Origin of the sequence: Streptomyces sp. Act143, from assembly GCF_003143935.1 — a bacterium.
Classification (GTDB): Bacteria; Actinomycetota; Actinomycetes; order Streptomycetales; family Streptomycetaceae; genus Streptomyces.
The window spans coordinates 3146819-3165456 of sequence record NZ_QFRX01000001.1; the positions used below are offsets into that span (position 1 = coordinate 3146819).

Consider the following 18638-nt stretch of genomic DNA (forward strand, 5'->3'; position numbering starts at 1 on the left):
GCGGTGGGCGTAGCTCCAGCTCGATTTGAGTGCCGATCCTGACAGAGCAACTGTCGTCCAACAAGTGATTCCGTTGTTGCCTTTTGGTTACGCGACGGAATCTGTCGACCAGGTGTCGAGCGAGCATGGAAAAGGAAGGACGGAGTGTCAGTGGCGCCTGCCAGACTCGCATGCATGACGAAGATCGATTCTCGGGACGCGCTGGTCAGAGCGGTCGAGGCGGGGGCGAGGGTCAAGTACCTGCACTTCTGGGGACACCGCCCGCTGCCGGACGGGCGGATCGGCGCGAGCTGCTTGAGCCAGTGGTGGCCGTCACCGTTCGTGGTGGACGGGGTGACGTATGCGACGGCTGAGCACTGGATGATGGCGGGCAAGGCGCGGCTCTTCGGCGACGCGGAGGCGGAGCGGCAGGTGCTGGCGGCGGACCACCCGTCCCTGGCGAAGAAGGCGGGACGGCTGGTGCGGGGCTTCGACGAGGAGACCTGGGAGCGGGAGCGCTTCGGGATCGTCGTCGAGGGCAGCGTCCACAAGTTCGCCTCGGACGCGCGGCTGCGGGAGTTCCTGTTGAACACCGGGGAGCGGGTGCTGGTGGAGGCCAGTCCGGTGGACCGGGTGTGGGGCATCGGACTCGCGGCGACGGACGAGGGGGCGTCCGATCCGGAGCGGTGGCGGGGGCCGAACCTGCTGGGGTTCGCGTTGATGGAGGCGCGGGGGCGGTTGCGGGTCGCGGAGGCAGGGCACGACAGGCCCTAGGCCGGCGTCAGGCCACGACCAGCAGGACGGCCATTCCCACGCCCAGCACGATCCCCACCGCTCCGCAGATGATCCCGGCCAGGGCCTGGCCAGGGTTGGTGGCCGTGCCCTTGCTCGCCCTGCCCCGGCCGATCGCTCCGAAGATCACGCCGAGGATGCCCAGGACGATGGCCAGCGGCCACAGGCAGAAGACGATCGCCGAGAGGATGCCGAGGACCAGCCCGGCGGTGCCCATGCCGTTGGCGGGCAGGGGCTGCATGCCGGGCCAGCCGTAGTAGCCCTGGGGCTGGCCGGGGTAGCTCGGAGGCTGGCCCGGATAGCCCTGAGGCCGGCCCGGGTATCCGTAGCCGCCGCCCGGATAGCCGTAGGGCACCTGTCCGGGACCGTCGGGCGCGATGGGGGGCGGCGGGACGGCGGCGTCCGGAGCGTAGAGGGTGGGGCCGACGGGGGGTGCGAAGGGGTTCGGCGGGGTCGCAGCCGACGGCGGGGCGAAGGGGTTGGCGGCGCCGTTCGAGGGGGCCGCGGAGCCGCCTGCCGGACCGGTCGGCGGGGCGAAGGGGTTGGCCCAGGGCTGGGGCGTGGAGGTGCCGCTCCCCGGTGCCGACGGCGTGCTGTCCGCCCCCGGCATCGAAGTGACCGTCTGCTGGTCGTGGACCGACGGAGGCGGCCAGGAGAGCGGGTCGCCGGACACGACGGTGCCGCCCGGGCCGGAGGGACCACCGGGACGACCGGGGTCGCCCGGGCCGACAGGAACACCGGGACCACCGGGGCCGCCCGGACCGGAGGGGCCACCGGAGCCACCGAGGCCGCCCGGGCCTTCCAGCTCCCCCCGCCCCTCCAGATCTTCCGGCCCTTCCAGGTCCGCAGGCCCTTCCGGCGTCGCGGAGGCGTCGCCCGACAGCGGTACGTCCTTCCCGAACACGGTCGGCATCGCTCCCGCGTCCCCGGTGGGCGGCGCCCACGGGTCCCGCCCGCTGTGCGCCCCGCTGCGCTCCCCCGCCCTGTCCGCGGCGTCCGGCTTGTCCAGCCCCACCTTGGGAGCCGTCGGCGGAGTCGACCGGTCCCGGGTCGGGTCCGGGGTCTGCGCCTCGTCGGACATGCGTGGGATCCCCTCGGTTCGGATGCTCCGTCATGCTAAGGCCAGGGCCGGTCCGGCGCGGGGGCGGCCTACGATGATCCCCGAGTCACCGATCAGCCGATCACCCGCGCCCCGCCGTACCCCGGCCGAGGGCGCCGTTCCGGGGAGGAACCTTGACCGACCGCCTTGTCGACCCCAGCATCCCGCGCGACCTGCACGCCTTCATCGCCTCGCTGCCCAAGGCCGAACTGCACGTCCACCACGTGGGCTCCGCCTCCCCCCGGATCGTCTCGGAACTGGCCGCCCGGCACAGCGACTCCAAGGTCCCCAGCGACCTCGAAGCCCTCGCCGACTACTTCACCTTCACGGACTTCGCCCACTTCATCGAGGTGTACCTGTCCGTCGTCGACCTGATCCGCACCCCGGAGGACGTACGTCTGCTGACGTACGAGGTGGCCCGCGATCTGGCCCGGCAGCAGGTGCGCTACGCCGAGCTGACCATCACGCCGTTCTCCTCGACCCGCCGCGGCATCGACGAGAAGGCGTTCATGGACGCGATCGAGGACGCCCGCAAGGCGGCCGAGGCCGAGTTCGGGACCGTGCTGCGCTGGTGCTTCGACATCCCCGGTGAGGCGGGGCTGGAGTCCGCCGAGGAGACGGCCCGGCTCGCCACCGACGACCGCCTCCGCCCCGAGGGCCTCGTCTCCTTCGGGCTCGGCGGCCCCGAGATCGGCGTACCGCGACCGCAGTTCAAGCCGTACTTCGACCGGGCCATCGCGGCCGGCCTGCACTCCGTCCCGCACGCCGGTGAGACGACCGGCCCCGAAACCGTGTGGGACGCCCTCACCCACCTCCGCGCCGAGCGCATCGGGCACGGCACCAACTCCTTCCAGGACCCGAAGCTGCTCGCGCACCTCGCCGAGGAGCGGATTCCGCTGGAGGTGTGCCCGACCTCCAACATCGCCACCCGCGCGGTGCGCACGCTCGACGAGCACCCGCTCAAGGAGTTCGTGGAGGCCGGGATCGTCGTCACGATCAACTCCGACGACCCGCCCATGTTCGGCACCGACCTCAACAACGAGTACGCGGTCGCCGCCCGCCTGCTCCAGCTCGACGAGCGGGGCGTCGCCGACCTGGCGAAGAACGCCGTCGACGCGTCCTTCCTCGACGAGCCGGGCAGGACGAGGATCAAGGACGAGATCGACACGTACACCGAGGCATGGCTCGCCCCCTGACCCCCGCACAATGGGCGCATGCAGAAGCTGACGGCAGTCGCCCATCGCGGCGACCCCTACCGCGTCCGTGAGAACACGCTCGACTCCTTGCGTTCCGCGCTCGATCTGGGCGCGGACGCCGTCGAGGTCGACGTACGCCTCACCAGGGACGGTGTCCCCGTGCTGCTGCACGACGCGACGCTGAAGCGGCTGTGGGAGCACGACCGGCCGCTGCTGTCGCTGTCGTCGGACGAGGTGCGCGGTCTCACGGACGGCAGGGTGCCGACCCTGGCCGAGGCGCTGGCGGCGGCCGACGGCGCGCGGCTGATGCTCGACCTGCCGGGCACGCCGGACGTGAAGGCGGCCCGCCGGGTGGTGGACGTCGTACGGGAGGCCGGTGCCGAGGACCGTGTGTACTACTGCGCGGGCGCCCCGGCCATGCTCGCCGTCCGCGCCGCCGACCCCGCCGCGGAGATCGCGCTGACCTGGACCTCCCTGGCCCCGCCGCGCCCCGCGCTGGTGGACGCGGTCCGCCCGCGCTGGCTCAACTACCGCTTCCCCCTTGTCGACAAGGCGCTCGCCGAACGCGTCCACCGCGACGGCTGTCTGCTCTCCGTGTGGACCCCCGACACCGTCCGCTCGATGCGCCGCCTCGTGGCCGCGGGCGTCGACTCCATCACCACCAACCGCATCGACGCCCTCTGCGCCCTGCGCGACCTGCACGCGTGAGCGTCGGGCCACCGTCGCAGTAGCCGCAGCCGCGGATGCGCCGGGCCAGCCGTTTGCGCCGGACGGAGTCCGGGCGGCCGCCCCAGCGCGTGGTGAGGTCGCGCAGGCCGGGGGCAGGCGCCGTCGAGGGCGCGGACGATGCCGAGGGCGGTCTCCACCCGTTCCCTGAGCCGCTGGACGCGCACGGTGGCGTGCTGCCTGCTGATCCGGCCGCCGCGGCCGGCTCACGCCGGGTCAGCTCGCCCGCGACCTCCAGCCAGCACAGCGACAGCAGGTGCCGGTCCTCGTCGTCGAGCCAGCGCACCGCCTCCGCGACCTCGCGCCGCCGGCCCTCCAAATGGATTCGCAGCACGGTGAGTTCGGGGAAATCGGCGAAGCCCTCTGCGGCGGAATCGTCCCGCGGGGCGGCGGCTGTCCGGCGCCGGGCGCGGTGCCGTATCTGACGCACGGAGATCGCGACGAGCCAGGACCGGAAGCTGTCCGGGTCGCGCAGGGCGCCGAGGTTGCCGACGGCCCGCAGCATGGTCTCCTGCACCACGTCGTCGACGTCGGCATGGCCGTTCAGGGCGCGGCCGACGATGTTGTGGACGAGCGGCAGCCAGCCCGCGACCAGCTCGTCCAGCGCCCGCCGGTCACCGGCCTGCGCCGCCGCGATGGTGTCGCGCCACTCCCGCGTGTCCACGTCGTCCTTCGTCGTCCTTCGTCGTCCTTCGTCGTCCGTCGTCGTCCGTCGTCGTCCGTCGTCGTCCTTCGTCGTCCTTCCGGGCCGGAGATCGCCCCACTCAGGCGGACCCCACGGCCCGGCCAGCCGGGGGGTCACAGCGGGGAGACGGAGTGAGCGCCTCCGCGATAACACCTTTTCCCGTCCCCTAGGGGAAACCCTCAGCAACTCCCGGCGCCGCAGCGACAGTTGCTGGGGGGCGCATCAGGGTCGGGCACCCTCCCCGCCGACGATCCGGGCCGGGCGGCAACGCCGCATGATCATCACGATCACCCCGTCACCCCTGGAGTCGCCTCATGCCCGCCCTGCACCGCAGGACCTTCCTCACCGCCTCGCTGGCCCTCGGCCTGAGCGCCGCGACCGGCACCCTGGCCACCCCGGCCGCCGCCCGCGGCTCCTCCGCCCCCGGCTCCTCCTCCGCCCCGGACGCCGCGGCCCTCCGCGCCGCCGTCGCCGGGCTGCCCGACGCGGACGCGACCGCCGCCCTCGTGCGGATCGGCGGCAGCGACGGCGTGTGGCGGGGCAGCTCCGGGGTGCACGACCTGGAGAGCGGGCGGGCGGCCGACCCGCGGGCCCGCTTCCGGGCCGGCTCGACGACGAAGGTCGTCACCGCCGCCACCGTCCTGCAGCTGGCCGCCGAGCGGCGCCTGGACCTCGACACCCCGGTGCAGCGCCATCTCCCGGGCCTGTTCACTCCCGACTTCGGCCCCGTCTCCGTACGTCAGCTGCTGAACCACACGAGCGGCATCAAGCCGGGCGACGGCTTCGACGACCCGTACGCCCACCGCTTCGACACGCTGCCCCCGGCACGGGTGGTGGCGTCGGCGATCGCGAAGGGGCCGGAGTTCGACCCGGGCAGGCAGCAGCACTACCTCAACATCAACTACACGGTCCTCGGCCTGCTGATCGAGAAGGTGACCGGGCGCTCGTACGCCTCCGAGGCCACCCGGCGGGTGCTGCGGCCGGCCGGGATGCGGGACACGTACTTCCCCGGCACCGACCCCCGTATCCACGGCCGGCACAACCGCGGCTACCAGCGGATGACGGCGGCGGACGGGACGACGACCCTCGTCGACGTCACCGACTGGAACCAGGCGGACCGCTGGGCGGCCGGCGACATGATCTCGACGACCGCCGACCTGGAGCGGCTGCTGCACGCGCTGTTCCGGGGGCGGATCGTGCCGGGACCGCAACTGGAGGAGATGTTCACGGTCCCGGCGGACATCGACGGCGCGATCTACAGCGCGGGGCTGCAACGCATGCCGGTGGGCGACCGGGTGTACTGGTACAAGACGGGGGCGCGGTACGGCTACAGCGCCGCCCTCGCCGCGACGCGCGACCTGAGCCGCACGATCGTCTACTCGGTCTGCGACACCGACGCCAAGGACGAGACGTCGAACCCGGTCATCGACCGGATCGTCGCGGCCGCACTCAAGTAGCGAGCGCGGCGGGCACGGAAGGCGCGGCGGGCATCGCCTCCAACCGCTTGATCTTCTTCCGTACGACGTACAGCGGTACGACCCCGAGGACCCCGAACGCCATGTCGATCACGCTCCACCACACCGGGATGCCACGGATCGGCCCGCAGACCAGCGCGAGCGGGATGATCCCGGCGCAGGCGATCATCCCGAACTCGACGACCCAGATGTTGCGGACGGGGTCGCGGTAAGGGCCGTAGAAGGCGACCGCGATGACGAGGTGCGCGAAGGCCAGCCAGTCGGTGCCGTAGAGGAGGAAGGGGTAGTCGGCGTCGGCGGTGTCGAGGCCCTGCCGGACCCGGGTGATCCAGTCCGTCAGGGCGTCGGGGGCGGGCAGGTGCCCGAGCAGCTCCTCGGTCCAGCGCAGTTCGTGGACGAGGGGGAAGGCCGTGGCGCCGCTGAGCACCAGGCAGATGACGAAGAGGACCAACCAGGCACGGATGCCCTTGAGCAGGGCGGCTCTATCGCTCATGGGAGGAGCGTACGCCTGAAGTTGAACATGTTCAAAAAGGTTCGGTGGCCCGAGATCCCAGCGGCGTCACCTGCACAGGACCTCAGCGGCGGTACGCGGTGCGGTCGTCGCCGGGTACGGGTACCACCGTGCTGTCGCTGGGGCCCGCCGTGGGAACCGGGCTGGGAGTGGAGCTCGGCCTGCGGCTGGGACCGGGGTTCGGCCCGGGCGTCCCCCGCTCGGGCGTCGGCACGGGGCTGCTCGCGGACGGCGGGGCCAGCGGGACCGTGGGGCGCGCGGGACCGTCGGAGGTCCCACGGGACAGCGGCAGTACGACGAGCGCGGCGATACCGCAGGCCACGGCGGCGCCCGCCGCGGCGCGCAGCAGCTTGCGGCGGGCGGCGCCGCGGCGGACCGCCTCGAAGCGGCCGGGCGGCGGGCCCAGATAGGCGGCCGGGGGGCGCAGGACCACGAGGAGCGGGTCGTCGGGGTCGACGTCCGGGCCCTCGTCAGAGTGTGTGATCAACGCTTCTCCTCAGGTGGGCGCGGAGCAGTTCGCGGGCCGCGTGGAGATCGGCCTTGACGGTGCCCTCCCGGCGTCCGGTCAGCACGGCCACCTCCCGGATCGGCATGTCAGCGTAGTAGTGCAGCAGGATCGGGACACGCAGTCGTTCCGGCAGCGACTGGACGAGCAACCGCACCGAGGGGTCGGCCTGTTCGGGCTGCGGGGTCATCGCCGCCTCCGTGGTCGCCCGGCGCACGGCCCGCCGTTCCCGCTCCAGCTTGCGCCAGTGGTCCCGGACGAGGTTGGCCGCGGTGACGTAGAGGAACCCCTGCGGCTCCGCGACGGACGTCCAGCGGGCCCAGAGCCGGGTGAACGCCTCCGAGGCGATCTCATGGGCCGTCTCGTCGTCGTCGACCAGCCGACGGCACCAGCCGGCGAGGCGCGGATAGAGGGCGGCGAACAGCTCGGACGCGGCCTTCTCGCGGGACCGTTTCAACGTTCTCCAGGGGACGTGGTGACTTCGGTGGGGAAGAGCCCGGGCCGACGGCGGACGTTCCGTCGGCCCGGGTTCCGGACGGCGGAGGGCCGTCAGGGGCTCGTGGAGCTCAGGGCCGCGAACACGATGACGTTGTCGCGGTAGCCCGCACCGGTTCGCGGCCCGCCGCAGGTGATGAGCCGCAACTCCGGCCGGTCCACGTCCCCGTAGACGTCCTTCGTCGGGAACTCCGCCTTGTCGACGGTCCGTAGGGAGGTGACGGTGAACTCCGCCGTGGAGCCGTTCTCCAGGCGCGCCAGGATGCGGTCGCCCCGGCGCAGTTCCGCCATGCGCCGGAACACCCCGTCCCCGTGGGGGCCGACCGTGACATGGCCGAGGATCACCGACGGGCCGGTCTGTCCCGGTGTCGGCGAGTGCTCGTACCAGCCCGCCCGATCGTGCGCCTCGACCGGCGGCACCCGCACGCTGCCGTCCGCGGCCAGCCCGAGCCGGATGACCGGGGTGTCGACGCCGATGGCCGGTATCCGGAGCCGGGCCGGGACCGAACGCGCGAGCGGGGCAGCCGACTTGGCGGTCGTGGACGGCGAAGTCGGCACTGCGGGGCGGGCCTTGGTCGTGGCCGCCTCACCGCCGCCGCACCCCACGAGGAGCGAGGCCAGCACCGCCGTACCGAAGGCACGCCTGGAGAGCGGGCTCATGCCCCGTTCGCCCTCCGCCGCCGTACGAGGACGAAGGCCCCGCCGCCCACGGCGACGGCCGCGGCGGCGCCCCCGCCGATCAGCGTGCCTCCGGAGCCCGACGAGGACTCGGCGACACCGGTGTCGGCCGCCCCGCGGGGCACGACGGAGACCTGGTCCGAGGGGGCCAGGGTCCGGTCGTCGCTCGGGGCGGCACTCGGCTCGGCGGAGGGCCGGGCCTCGCTCGGGACGGGGGTCGGCTCGGTGGAGGGCCGGGCGTCGGTCGGAACGGGGCTCGGCGTCGCGGTACCCCCGTCGGCGAAGGCGGGTACCGCACCCGCCACTACGGCAGCGCAGGCAAGTGCCAGGGCACTGATGCCGGTTCGGCGCATGAATCGCTCGCTTTCCTCTTCATCGGCGCCGCCGACTGGTCGGGTCGGCGGGCTGTGCGATGGTTCGAATGAATCGAGCGGAGAGACGAGACAGCCGTGGGGCGGGTTGCAAAGAGATGGCAAAGCCGGATGGGCGGTACCGACGCCGGTCCGTAGCCGGTCAGTTGCGCATCCGTAGCCGGTCGATGCCGGTTGCCCCGCGTTAAAGCCCCACGATGGCGTTCCACCGCTTGGCGAACTCCACGCGCTCCTTCGACGTGATGTCCCGTGCGATCGCGAGCCGTCGGCGCATCGCCGAGTCGGGGAAGACGAGCGGGTTCTCGGCCAGTTCCGCGGTCTCCTTGTCGTCGGAGGAGGCCAGGACGTCCTGCGCGGCGGGGACCGGGCAGACGTAGTTGACCCAGGCGGCCAGCTCCGCGGCGACCTCGGGGTCGTAGTAGTGGTCGATCAGCTTCTCGGCGTTCGCCTTGTGAGCCGCCAGGTTGGGGATCATCAGCGACTCCGCCCACAGCTCCGCGCCCTCCTCCGGGACGACGAAGCGGATGTCGGGGTTGTCGGCCTGGAGCTGGATGACGTCACCGGAGTACGCCTGGCAGGCCAGGACGTCACCGCTGACCAGGTCCTTGGTGTAGTCGTTGCCGGTGAAGCGGCGGATCCGGCCGTCGTGGACGTGCCGCTCGACCTGGTCGCAGACCTCGTCGAAGTCGTCCTCAGTCCACTGGGTGATGTCGACGCCGTTGCCCTGCATCAGCAGCGCGAACGCCTCGTCGAGCCCGGAGAGCAGGGTCACCCGCCCCTTGAGGTCGCTCGCCCAGAGGTCGGACACGTGGCGTATCTCGCGGCCCAGCCTCCTGCGGTCGTACGCGATGCCGGTGATCCCCGACTGCCACGGCACGGTGTACGCGCGGCCGGGGTCGAAGGCCGGGGAACGCAGCAGCGGGTCCAGGTACTCGGTGACGTTCGGCTGGTTCGCCCGGTCCATCTCCTGCACCCAGCCGAGCCGGACGAACCGCGCGCACATCCAGTCGCTGATGACGATCAAGTCGCGGTCGGTGGACTGGTGGTTCATCAGGGCCGGGCTGATCTTGCCGAAGAACTCGTCGTTGTCGTTGATCTCCTCGACGTAGTCGACGGCGATCCCGGTCTTCTTCCCGAAGGCCTCCAGGGTCGGCCGCTTCGTCGTGTCGTCGTCGTCCGTGTCGATGTACAGCGGCCAGTTCGCCCAGGTCAGCCGCTTGTCGTCGGCGGACAGATCAGCCGCGGCCCGCTCTCCGGGCGCCACGTAGGCGGCGGGCACACCGCACCCGGCGAGCGCGCCCAGCGCCGCACCTCCGCCGAGCGCGCGCAGCAGGGTCCGACGGGCGAGCGGGGGAGTCTTCGGCGTGCGGGGCATGAGGGGCATGGAGGGCAGCATGCCGTTCGCGGCCGGGGGCGGACAATCGACGCTGCGTCGAGCCGTGGCAGGCGCAGCGGACACCCTGTCGATCACGCGGGCACGGGAAATTCCAGGCCGGAGGGTACGTACGCGGGCAGCCCGACCTCCACCACCAGCCCGCCCTGCGGTCTCGTCCGGGCCAGCACGCGACCGCCGTGCGCGGCGACGACGGCCGCGACGATGGACATGCCGAGCCCGTCCCCGTCCCGTTTCCGCACCCGCTCGGGCCCCAGCCTCCGGAACGGCTGGAACAGCCCCGCGGCCTGGTCCGCCGCGATGACCGGCCCGCTGTTCTCGATCCGCAGCCCGGGCCGCCCCGCCGCGTCCACGCCCGTCCATACGCTCACCCAACTCCCCTCCCCGTCCGGGAGGTTGTGCCGTACGGCGTTGTCGGTGAGGTTGACGACCAGCCGCTCGACGAGTTGCCGGTCGCCGAGCACGGGAGCGGGGTCGAGCCGCGCCTCGACTTTCACGCCCGCGTCGGGCAGCCGTTCCCGTACGACCTCGGCCAGGTCCACGAACTCCCTCCGCTCCACGCCCCGTTGGCTGCGCGCGAGCATCAGCAGCGCGTCGATCAGCCGTTCCTGTTCCTGTCCGGCCGCCCGTACCCGGCCCAGGGCGGCCCGCAGGGCGTCCGTGGAGGCGTCGGGGTCGGCGAGCGTCACGTCGACGATCGCCTGCTGGAGCGTGAGCGGGGTGCGCAGCTCGTGCGAGGCGTTGGCGACGAAGCTCTTCTGGGCGTCGAACGCCCCCTCCAGCCGGGCGAGCACGGCGTCGAAGGTGTCCGCCATCGCCTTCAGCTCGTCCTCCGGCCCGGCCACCGCGAGCCGTTCGTGCAGGTTGTCGGCGGAGATGCGGCGAGCGGCGGAGGTCATGATGCGCAGCGGCGCGAGCACCCGCCCGGCCATCAGCCAGCCGAGGGCGACCGAGGCCAGCGCCATCACCGCGAGGGCGACACAGCCCTTGACGAGCAGTTCGTGCAGCTGGTCCGAACGGACCGCCTCCACCACGGCGTTGACGCTCGGCGGATCAAGGGTGCCGGGCACCCCGGCCGGCATCGGCCCCTGCCCCTCGACGGAGGTGACCGCCTTGCCGCCCTTCGAACTCGCGGCGAGGAAATAGGTGAACCCCAACAACAGCGCCCCGGCCACCACGAACAGGGCACTGTAGAGCAGAGTCAGCCGCCAACGAATACTGCGCGCCCCCCGCACCGGCCTCACCGCCGCCCCCCGCCCGTACTGCACGACTCGCACCCCCGCCTCACCGCCGCCCCCCGCCCGTACCAAACGGCTGCCGGGCCCGCATCACCGTCGGCGCCCCACTCCTGCGACCGCGCCCCCGCCCCCGCCTCACAGCCGGTACCCCGCCCGCTCGACCGTCTCGATCAACGGTGGCTCCCCCAGCTTGCGCCGCAGTCGGCTCATCGTGACCTTCACGGTCTGGCTGAAGGGGTCGGCCGCCTCGTCCCAGGCCCGTTCGAGCAGTTCCTCCGCCGACAGCACCCCGCCCTGCGCGGCCATGAGCAGCTCCAGTACCGCGAACTCCTTCGGGCTGAGCGGCAATTGGCACCCCGCCCGGCTCGCGGTGCGCCGCGCCGGGTCCAGCCGTAGTTCCCCGCGCACCAGCACCGGCGGCAGCGCGGGCTGCGCCCTTCGCGCCAACGCCCGTATCCGGGCGACGAGTTCGGCGAAGGCGAACGGCTTGGACAGATAGTCGTCGGCCCCGAGGCCGAGCCCCGCGACCCGGTCCGCCACCGTCCCGGACGCCGTCAGCATCAGCACCCGCGCCCGGCTGCCGCCCGTGGCCAGCCGCCGGCACACCTGGTCGCCGTGCAGACCGGGCAGGTCGCGGTCGAGTACGACGACGTCGTAGCCGTTCACCTCGGCCCGCTCCAGGGCGGTCGGACCGTCGAGGGCGAGGTCGACCGCCATCCCCTCGCGGCGCAGCCCGGCGGCCACCGTCGCGGCGAGCTCTTCGTGGTCCTCGACCACCAGCACACGCATGGCGCCCAGTGTGGCGGGCGGGCGGTTACACGCGGATAAGTGCGGCCGTTCCCGTGCCGTTACCGCCCCGGCGCTTGTGTGGAGCCCGTCAGCACCACCACCGCACCCCAGGAGGAAGCATGCGTGCTCTGGCGACCAAGCCGCAGCGGCTCGCTCTCGGCATCGCCGTCCTGACGGCCGTCGCACTCGGCACGGTCAGCGCGTCGGCCGCGCAGTCGGCCGGTACGAGGTCCACGGACGTGGCCCCGGCCGTCCGCTCCGTCTCGACGGTCGTGCAGGACGGCGGCGCGAAGGGAACCAGCCCCGGCCGTGCGAAGCACCCGAAGCAGGCGGCCTTCGCGGTCGCCTACCACCCCACAGACAACGCCCCCGACGACGTCAACGCGGCCAACGACGACTTCGCGGCCTGCATGCGCGAGCAGGGCCAGACGTCGTTCCCCGACTTCCACGCCGGCAGGGACGAGGAGGGCCGGGTACGCCTCGACGTGAAGGTGGACTCCCCGGACGCGTTCGACCCGACGTCGAAGAGCTACGAGAAGGCGCTGCAGGCCTGCGCCCCGATCCTGGCGGAGGCCGGCATCACCTTCCCGGACCCGGCGAACCTGCCGCCGCTGCCGGAGCCGGGACAGCCGGGAGACCCGGATGACGGAGAGCCGTCACTGCACCGGCGGACCGAAAGCGCCTGAGCCCGACGCGGAGGGGGAACACGGCGGCCCCGGACGGTACTTCCGACCGTCCGGGGCCGCCTGTCACGTCGTAAGGACTACGCGTCCGGCGTCACGTCGTAAGGGCTGCGCCTCCGGCGTCACGTCGTAAGGACTACGCGTCCAGGGACGTCATCACGTGCTTGATCCGCGTGTAGTCCTCGAAGCCGTACCCCGAGAGGTCCTTGCCGTAGCCCGACTTCTTGAAGCCGCCGTGGGGCATCTCCGCCACCAGCGGGATGTGCGTGTTGATCCACACGCACCCGAAGTCCAGCTTCTTGGACATGCGCATCGCACGGCCGTGGTCCTTGGTCCACACCGACGAGGCCAGCGCGTACTCCACGCCGTTGGCCCACTCAACGGCCTGGTCCTCGTCCGAGAAGGACTGGACGGTGATGACCGGCCCGAAGACCTCGTTCTGGATGATCTCGTCGTCCTGCTTCAGCCCGGACACCACGGTCGGCGCGTAGAAGTAGCCCTTCTCGCCGACCTGGTGGCCACCGGCCTCGACCTTGGCGTGCGCGGGCAGCCGCTCGATGAAGCCGGAGACCTGCTTGAGCTGGTTGGGGTTGTTGAGGGGGCCGAACAGCACGTCCTCGTCGTCCGGCTGACCGGTCTTGGTGTCGGCGGCGGCCTTCGCCAGCGCCGCCACGAACTCGTCGTGGACGGAGGACTGCACCAGCACGCGCGTGGCCGCCGTGCAGTCCTGGCCCGCGTTGAAGAAGCCCGCCACCGAGATGTCCTCGACGGCCTTGGCGATGTCGGTGTCCTCGAAGACGACGACCGGCGCCTTGCCGCCCAGTTCCAGGTGAACCCGCTTGAGGTCCTTGGACGCGGACTCGGCGACGGACATGCCGGCGCGCACGGACCCGGTGATGGAGGCCATGGCCGGGGTCGGGTGCTCGACCATGAGGCGCCCGGTGTCACGGTCGCCCGTGACGACGTTGAAGACGCCCTTGGGCAGGATCGACCCGATGATCTCGGCGATGAGGACGGTCGAGGCCGGGGTGGTGTCGGACGGCTTCAGCACGACCGTGTTGCCCGCGGCGATCGCCGGGGCGAACTTCCACACGGCCATCATCATCGGGTAGTTCCACGGCGCGACCTGGGCGCACACACCCACCGGCTCGCGGCGGACGATGGAGGTCATCCCCTCCATGTACTCACCGGCCGAGCGGCCTTCGAGCATCCGGGCGGCACCGGCGAAGAACCGGATCTGGTCCACCATCGGCGGGATCTCCTCGGACCGCGTGAGCCCGATCGGCTTGCCGGTGTTCTCCACCTCGGCGGCGATGAGGTCCTCGGCGCGCTCCTCGAACGCGTCCGCGATCTTCAGGAGGGCCTTCTGGCGCTCGGCGGGCGTCGTGTCGCGCCAGGCGGGGAAGGCACGCGCGGCGGCCTCCATCGCGGCGTCCACGTCCGCCTGCCCGGACAGCGGCGCGGTCGCGTACGCCTCGCCGGTCGCGGGGTTGACCACGTCCGTGGTCCGTCCGTCGGCGGCGTCCCGGAACTCACCGTCGATGTAGTTGCGCAGACGACGCAGCTCGGTGCTCACTGCCGGCCTCCTGTGTCCTGTCGAGTTGATGTACTGCTCGAACTGTCCATTGACTGAGACACCCACCCTAGTCACCCGACCACGTTTTCAACACCCCCGCTCCCGCCGTCGCTGCGAAATCCGCAGGTCTCAGACGCGTAAACAACGAATTTCATCGGTACGGCCTTGCGGAAGTGTCGAGACGTCGTGCACAGTGAGCTCGTGGCCAGTCGAAGCGCAGACCCCAGGGACTCCCGAGAGTCCAGGAACGGCACCCCGCACCTGGATGCCGTCTCCCTCGCCATCATCGAACAGCTCCAGGAGGACGGCCGCCGGCCGTACGCCGCGATCGGCAAGGCCGTGGGCCTCTCCGAGGCGGCCGTGCGCCAGCGCGTCCAGAAGCTGCTCGACCAGGGCGTGATGCAGATCGTCGCCGTCACGGACCCGCTCACCGTGGGTTTCCGCCGGCAGGCGATGGTCGGCATCCATGTCGAGGGCGACGTCGAGTCCGTGGCCGACGCGCTGACCTCCATGGCCGAGTGCGAGTACGTGGTGATGACCGCGGGCTCCTTCGACCTGATGGTGGAGATCGTCTGCGAGGACGACGACCACCTGCTGGAGGTCATCAACCGACGCATCCGCGCCATCCCCGGCGTGCGCTCCACCGAGAGCTTCGTTTACCTGAAGCTCAAGAAGCAGACCTACATGTGGGGAACCCGATAACCCGTGAGGACCCGATAACCGTGAGCACCAAGGACCTCAGCCAGACCGCGTACGACCACCTGTGGATGCACTTCACCCGCATGTCCTCGTACGAGAAGTCGCCCGTCCCGACCATCGTCCGGGGCGAGGGCACCCACATCTACGACGACAAGGGCAAGCGCTACCTCGACGGTCTCGCGGGCCTGTTCGTGGTCCAGGCCGGCCACGGCCGCACCGAACTCGCCGAGACCGCCTTCAAGCAGGCGCAGGAGCTCGCGTTCTTCCCGGTGTGGTCCTACGCCCACCCCAAGGCCGTCGAGCTGGCCGAGCGCCTCGCGCACCACGCGCCCGGCGACCTCAACAAGGTCTTCTTCACCACCGGCGGCGGCGAGGCGGTCGAGACCGCCTGGAAGCTGGCCAAGCAGTACTTCAAGCTGGTCGGCAAGCCCACCAAGTACAAGGTCATCTCCCGCGCGGTCGCCTACCACGGCACCCCGCAGGGCGCCCTGTCCATCACCGGCCTGCCCGGCCTGAAGGCCCCCTTCGAGCCGCTGGTCCCCGGCGCGCACAAGGTGCCGAACACCAACATCTACCGCGCCCCGATCCACGGCGACGACCCCGAGGCCTACGGCCGCTGGGCCGCCGACCAGATCGAGCAGCAGATCCTCTTCGAGGGCCCCGACACGGTCGCCGCGGTCTTCCTGGAGCCGGTCCAGAACGCGGGCGGCTGCTTCCCGCCCCCGCCCGGCTACTTCCAGCGGGTCCGCGAGATCTGCGACAAGTACGACGTCCTGCTGGTCTCGGACGAGGTCATCTGCGCCTTCGGCCGCCTGGGCACGATGTTCGCCTGCGACAAGTTCGACTACGTCCCGGACATGATCACCTGCGCCAAGGGCATGACCTCGGGCTACTCCCCGATCGGCGCCTGCATCATCTCCGACCGCCTGGCCGAGCCGTTCTACAAGGGCGACAACACCTTCCTGCACGGCTACACCTTCGGCGGCCACCCGGTCTCCGCGGCCGTCGGCCTGGCCAACCTCGACCTGTTCGAGCGCGAGAACCTCAACCAGCACGTCCTCGACAACGAGGGCGCCTTCCGCGCCACCCTGGAGAAGCTGCACGACCTGCCGATCGTCGGCGACGTCCGCGGCAACGGCTTCTTCTACGGCATCGAACTGGTGAAGGACAAGGCGACGAAGGAGTCCTTCAACGACGAGGAGACCGAGCGCGTGCTCTACGGCTTCCTCTCCAAGGCCCTCTTCGACAACGGCCTGTACTGCCGTGCCGACGACCGTGGTGACCCGGTCGTCCAGCTCGCCCCGCCGCTGATCTCCAACCAGGAGACCTTCGACGAGATCGAGCAGATCCTGCGCGCCACGCTCACGGAGGCGTGGACCAAGCTGTAACCCCCCGGCGGTTCCGCGGCCCGGGTGCACCCGTCCGAGTGAGAAGGGTGCACCCGGGCCGCGCGCTGTCCAGCGGCGCTGCCCCCAGTCCCTAGCGTGCCCTGTAACCGATCGGCCCTGTCTTCGTTCCCCCGCACGGGGGATCACCGCAGGGAAAACGGATCAGAAGAAGGTGTACGCGCATGGAGGCCCCGCCCGACAACGACGTGCTCTGGGCACGAGCCCTGCACTTCACCCACCCCGACGGCTCGCCCGCGCTGGGCGGCGTCTCGCTCGGCGTCCGCGAGGGCGAGATCCTCGCCGTGAGCGGCCCGCGCGGCAGCGGCAAGACGACCCTTCTGCACTGCCTGTCCGGGCTGATCCCCGCCCAGCGCGGCGAGGTCTGGTTCAACAGCGTCCCGGTGCACACCATGGGCCCGATGACCCGGGAGCGCCTGCGCCGCGACCGCTTCGGCTGGATCGACCCGGCACCGGTCCTCGTCCCCGAGCTCAACGTCTGGGAGAACGCCGCCCTCCCCCTGATGCTGCGCGGCACCAGCCGCCGCCGCGCCAAGGTCGCCGCCCTGGAGTGGCTGGAGCGCCTCGACATCGGTGACAGAGCCCGCAGCCGACCCCACGAACTGACCCAGCCGGAGCGCCAGCGCGCCTGCATCGCACGGGCGTTGGCCCCCGCCCCGACCGTGCTCTTCGCGGACGAACCGACGGCCCCGCTGCACCGCGCCGACCGCGGCCATGTGCTGCGCACCCTCACCACGGCGGCCCGCTCCCACGGCATCACGGTGGTGCTGGCCACCCACGACCCCGACACGGCCGCGCTGGCGGACCGTACGGTGTCCCTCCTGGACGGCCGCCGCGTGCACACCGTCCACCTTCCGCCGGTCGCGGAACCGGCAGGCCAGGGGGCCGCGTGCTCGCTCTCCGTCTGACCCGCGGCGCCCACCCGGCCGTCCACCTGCGCCGCCTCCTGGTGGCGGCGGCCACGGCCGGCACGGGCTTCCTCCTCCTCTGCACCCTCGGCTACGCGATGGCCCACCAGGACGACCCGCGCGGCTCCCTCCTCCGCCTGGCCTGGTGTCTGACCCCGCTGGCCGCCACGGTCCACTTCGCCCTCGCGGTCGCCCGCACGGACCCGGGCACCCGCCCCCGCCCCGGCCTGGCGGCCATCGGCCTGGGCCCGGCCCGCCTGATGGCCGTCTCGGCGGCGACCACGGCCCTTTCCTGCCTCCTCGGCTCGATGCTGGCGCTCCTGTTCTTCCTCCACCTCCGCGGCGACCTCACGGGCATGCCGTTCGACGGCGCCGGAGCGGACTTCCTGGCCCCCGACAAACCCCTCCCGTTGCCGGCCGCCCTGACCCTGCTGGCCCTGGTCCCGGTGACCGCGTCCCTGACGGTGGCCCTGACGATGCGCCCACGGGACGACAGGCCGAAGGGGGCGGGGAGGTCGTACGGCAGGTTCGGGGCACGAGGCGCGACGGCTGCCAGGGAGACGTTCGGGTCGTACGGCCGCTTCAGGGCTCGCTCACCTGCGAACAGCCGATCCACCCAGTCCGCGGGCAGTCGTGCCGCTGGGGCGGCACGGGTGGGCGCTGCGGGTCCCCCCTCCGGCGGAGGCACCCCGCCGGCGCGGGCAAGCGAAACGCCCTCGACGGCAGCCCCCACCGACCCCAGCCCTCTCGGCACCCTCCCACCGATCCCCCGAGAGACCCCCAGAGGCCTCCCCTGGGGCATCGCGGTACTGGCGGCCGGCCTCGCCGTAGAGGCGTACGCGGGCAAGCAAGACACCACCCCCCTCCCAGGCGGCCTCACCGGGGGAGCCCCCGCCACGCTCATCGGCTGGCTCCTCACCGCCGCAGGCCTCGCCATCGCCGGCCCCGGCCTCACCCACCTCTGCGGCCGCCTCCTCCAGTCCGCCCGCCCCGGCGCCCTCCGCCTCCTGGCAGGCCGCGTCCTGATGGCGGAAGCCACCCGCATCGGCCGCCCCCTGGGCGTGGTCTGCGCGGTCGTCTCCGGCACGTACGCCATGCGCACGCTCCACAGCACGGCGACCGCCCCGGACGTCGGCCCCCTCACCACCCTCGGCCTGTTCCTGGTCACCGGCTGCACCCTGGCCACGCTCGCCACCGCGGCCGTGGAGGCGAAACACGCCCGCGCCGACACCACCGCGGCGCTCCTCCGCCTCGGCGCTCCCGCCACGATGCTCCGCAGCGCGGCGGCTCTCCGGGCAGGCGCCGTCCTGGCCCTGTTCGGCCCGCTCACCCTGATCGTGGCGGAACTGGCGGCACTCCCCCTGACCCGCTGATCACAGGCCGCCGAAAAAAGATCTCCGGGCGCCGATGAGTTCTTGATCCGCCCCCGGTCTA

Annotated in this window: 20 protein-coding genes; 9 read left to right on the top strand and 11 right to left on the bottom strand. The window is 72.1% G+C overall.

Features of this window, described 5'->3' with window-relative positions:
• The first annotated feature begins 174 nt into the window (after positions 1-174).
• Positions 175-753 carry an NADAR family protein gene (locus tag DI272_RS13910; protein WP_109495687.1) on the top strand — a complete coding sequence of 193 codons (579 nt, stop codon included), beginning with the start codon at positions 175-177 and terminating at the stop codon, positions 751-753.
• 7 nt (positions 754-760) lie between these two features.
• Here the strand turns inward: DI272_RS13910 and DI272_RS45275 are convergent, their stop codons facing one another.
• On the bottom strand, positions 761-1852 hold the full coding sequence (locus DI272_RS45275) for a DUF4190 domain-containing protein (protein WP_258314550.1): 1092 nt from the start codon (positions 1850-1852) through the stop codon (positions 761-763).
• Between the two features lie 152 nt (positions 1853-2004).
• Between DI272_RS45275 and DI272_RS13920 the strand changes: the two genes are divergently transcribed.
• On the top strand, positions 2005-3066 hold the full coding sequence (locus tag DI272_RS13920; RefSeq protein WP_109495688.1) for an adenosine deaminase: 1062 nt from the start codon (positions 2005-2007) through the stop codon (positions 3064-3066).
• Positions 3067-3084: 18 nt separating this feature from the next.
• Positions 3085-3774 (top strand): glycerophosphodiester phosphodiesterase, encoded by a 690-nt coding sequence (locus tag DI272_RS13925; protein ID WP_109495689.1) that lies wholly within the window; start codon positions 3085-3087, stop codon positions 3772-3774.
• Here the strand turns inward: DI272_RS13925 and DI272_RS13930 are convergent.
• Positions 3722-4456 carry an RNA polymerase sigma factor gene (locus DI272_RS13930; RefSeq protein WP_375138039.1) on the bottom strand — a complete coding sequence of 245 codons (735 nt, stop codon included), beginning with the start codon at positions 4454-4456 and terminating at the stop codon, positions 3722-3724. The genes DI272_RS13925 and DI272_RS13930 overlap by 53 nt on opposite strands.
• Before the next feature lie 335 nt (positions 4457-4791).
• Between DI272_RS13930 and DI272_RS13935 the strand changes: the two genes are divergently transcribed.
• Entirely contained in the window at positions 4792-5934 is a 1143-nt protein-coding gene (locus DI272_RS13935) for a serine hydrolase (protein ID WP_109495690.1), read from the top strand.
• On the opposite strand, the gene DI272_RS13940 is transcribed toward DI272_RS13935, so the two are convergent.
• The 8 genes from DI272_RS13940 to DI272_RS13975 all read right to left on the bottom strand — a co-directional run bounded on the left by DI272_RS13940 (position 5927) and on the right by DI272_RS13975 (position 11932).
• A complete protein-coding gene (locus DI272_RS13940) occupies positions 5927-6445 on the bottom strand; it encodes a hypothetical protein (RefSeq protein WP_109495691.1) in 519 nt (172 codons plus the stop codon). The two genes, DI272_RS13935 and DI272_RS13940, sit on opposite strands and share 8 nt — an antisense overlap.
• 82 nt (positions 6446-6527) lie before the next feature.
• A complete protein-coding gene (locus DI272_RS13945) occupies positions 6528-6950 on the bottom strand; it encodes a hypothetical protein (protein ID WP_109495692.1) in 423 nt (140 codons plus the stop codon).
• Positions 6934-7425 carry an RNA polymerase sigma factor gene (locus DI272_RS13950; RefSeq protein WP_109495693.1) on the bottom strand — a complete coding sequence of 164 codons (492 nt, stop codon included), beginning with the start codon at positions 7423-7425 and terminating at the stop codon, positions 6934-6936. The genes DI272_RS13945 and DI272_RS13950 overlap by 17 nt, the downstream gene beginning before the upstream one ends.
• 92 nt (positions 7426-7517) lie before the next feature.
• Positions 7518-8123 carry a class F sortase gene (locus DI272_RS13955; RefSeq protein WP_109495694.1) on the bottom strand — a complete coding sequence of 202 codons (606 nt, stop codon included), beginning with the start codon at positions 8121-8123 and terminating at the stop codon, positions 7518-7520.
• A complete protein-coding gene (locus DI272_RS13960; RefSeq protein ID WP_109495695.1) occupies positions 8120-8494 on the bottom strand; it encodes a Tat pathway signal sequence domain protein in 375 nt (124 codons plus the stop codon). Before DI272_RS13960 ends, DI272_RS13955 begins: the two co-directional genes overlap by 4 nt.
• 202 nt (positions 8495-8696) lie before the next feature.
• Positions 8697-9887 (bottom strand): spermidine/putrescine ABC transporter substrate-binding protein, encoded by a 1191-nt coding sequence (locus DI272_RS13965; protein WP_109500829.1) that lies wholly within the window; start codon positions 9885-9887, stop codon positions 8697-8699.
• Between the two features lie 92 nt (positions 9888-9979).
• Complete coding sequence (locus tag DI272_RS13970) at positions 9980-11173, bottom strand: HAMP domain-containing sensor histidine kinase (protein ID WP_258314551.1); 1194 nt, start codon at positions 11171-11173, stop codon at positions 9980-9982.
• Positions 11174-11278: 105 nt separating this feature from the next.
• On the bottom strand, positions 11279-11932 hold the full coding sequence (locus DI272_RS13975; RefSeq protein WP_109495696.1) for a response regulator transcription factor: 654 nt from the start codon (positions 11930-11932) through the stop codon (positions 11279-11281).
• 119 nt (positions 11933-12051) lie between these two features.
• Here DI272_RS13975 and DI272_RS13980 point away from each other — a divergent pair, with 119 nt between their 5' ends.
• Entirely contained in the window at positions 12052-12618 is a 567-nt protein-coding gene (locus DI272_RS13980; protein ID WP_109495697.1) for a hypothetical protein, read from the top strand.
• 133 nt (positions 12619-12751) lie between these two features.
• Here DI272_RS13980 and DI272_RS13985 read toward each other — a convergent pair whose 3' ends face one another.
• Positions 12752-14191 (bottom strand): gamma-aminobutyraldehyde dehydrogenase, encoded by a 1440-nt coding sequence (locus tag DI272_RS13985; protein ID WP_109495698.1) that lies wholly within the window; start codon positions 14189-14191, stop codon positions 12752-12754.
• A gap of 186 nt (positions 14192-14377) precedes the next feature.
• Here DI272_RS13985 and DI272_RS13990 point away from each other — a divergent pair, with 186 nt between their 5' ends.
• The 4 genes from DI272_RS13990 to DI272_RS14005 all read left to right on the top strand — a co-directional run bounded on the left by DI272_RS13990 (position 14378) and on the right by DI272_RS14005 (position 18577).
• Positions 14378-14893: an Lrp/AsnC family transcriptional regulator gene (locus DI272_RS13990; RefSeq protein ID WP_109495699.1), complete on the top strand. Its 516-nt coding sequence runs from the start codon at positions 14378-14380 to the stop codon at positions 14891-14893.
• A 20-nt stretch (positions 14894-14913) separates the two neighbouring features.
• A complete protein-coding gene (locus tag DI272_RS13995) occupies positions 14914-16278 on the top strand; it encodes an aspartate aminotransferase family protein (protein ID WP_109495700.1) in 1365 nt (454 codons plus the stop codon).
• Between the two features lie 182 nt (positions 16279-16460).
• Positions 16461-17204, top strand: coding sequence for an ABC transporter ATP-binding protein (locus tag DI272_RS14000; RefSeq protein ID WP_109495701.1), 744 nt, complete (start codon positions 16461-16463; stop codon positions 17202-17204).
• Positions 17186-18577 carry a hypothetical protein gene (locus DI272_RS14005; protein WP_109495702.1) on the top strand — a complete coding sequence of 464 codons (1392 nt, stop codon included), beginning with the start codon at positions 17186-17188 and terminating at the stop codon, positions 18575-18577. The genes DI272_RS14000 and DI272_RS14005 overlap by 19 nt, the downstream gene beginning before the upstream one ends.
• Positions 18578-18638: the final 61 nt, after the last annotated feature.

Coding starts and splice junctions, on each gene's coding strand:
- DI272_RS13910 (WP_109495687.1), top strand. CDS start 175: ATGACGAAGATCGATTCTCGGGACGCGCTGGTCAGAGCGGTCGAGGCG.
- DI272_RS45275 (WP_258314550.1), bottom strand. CDS start 1,852: ATGTCCGACGAGGCGCAGACCCCGGACCCGACCCGGGACCGGTCGACT.
- DI272_RS13925 (WP_109495689.1), top strand. CDS start 3,085: ATGCAGAAGCTGACGGCAGTCGCCCATCGCGGCGACCCCTACCGCGTC.
- DI272_RS13935 (WP_109495690.1), top strand. CDS start 4,792: ATGCCCGCCCTGCACCGCAGGACCTTCCTCACCGCCTCGCTGGCCCTC.
- DI272_RS13940 (WP_109495691.1), bottom strand. CDS start 6,445: ATGAGCGATAGAGCCGCCCTGCTCAAGGGCATCCGTGCCTGGTTGGTC.
- DI272_RS13955 (WP_109495694.1), bottom strand. CDS start 8,123: ATGAGCCCGCTCTCCAGGCGTGCCTTCGGTACGGCGGTGCTGGCCTCG.
- DI272_RS13960 (WP_109495695.1), bottom strand. CDS start 8,494: ATGCGCCGAACCGGCATCAGTGCCCTGGCACTTGCCTGCGCTGCCGTA.
- DI272_RS13965 (WP_109500829.1), bottom strand. CDS start 9,887: ATGCCCCGCACGCCGAAGACTCCCCCGCTCGCCCGTCGGACCCTGCTG.
- DI272_RS13975 (WP_109495696.1), bottom strand. CDS start 11,932: ATGCGTGTGCTGGTGGTCGAGGACCACGAAGAGCTCGCCGCGACGGTG.
- DI272_RS13980 (WP_109495697.1), top strand. CDS start 12,052: ATGCGTGCTCTGGCGACCAAGCCGCAGCGGCTCGCTCTCGGCATCGCC.
- DI272_RS14000 (WP_109495701.1), top strand. CDS start 16,461: ATGGAGGCCCCGCCCGACAACGACGTGCTCTGGGCACGAGCCCTGCAC.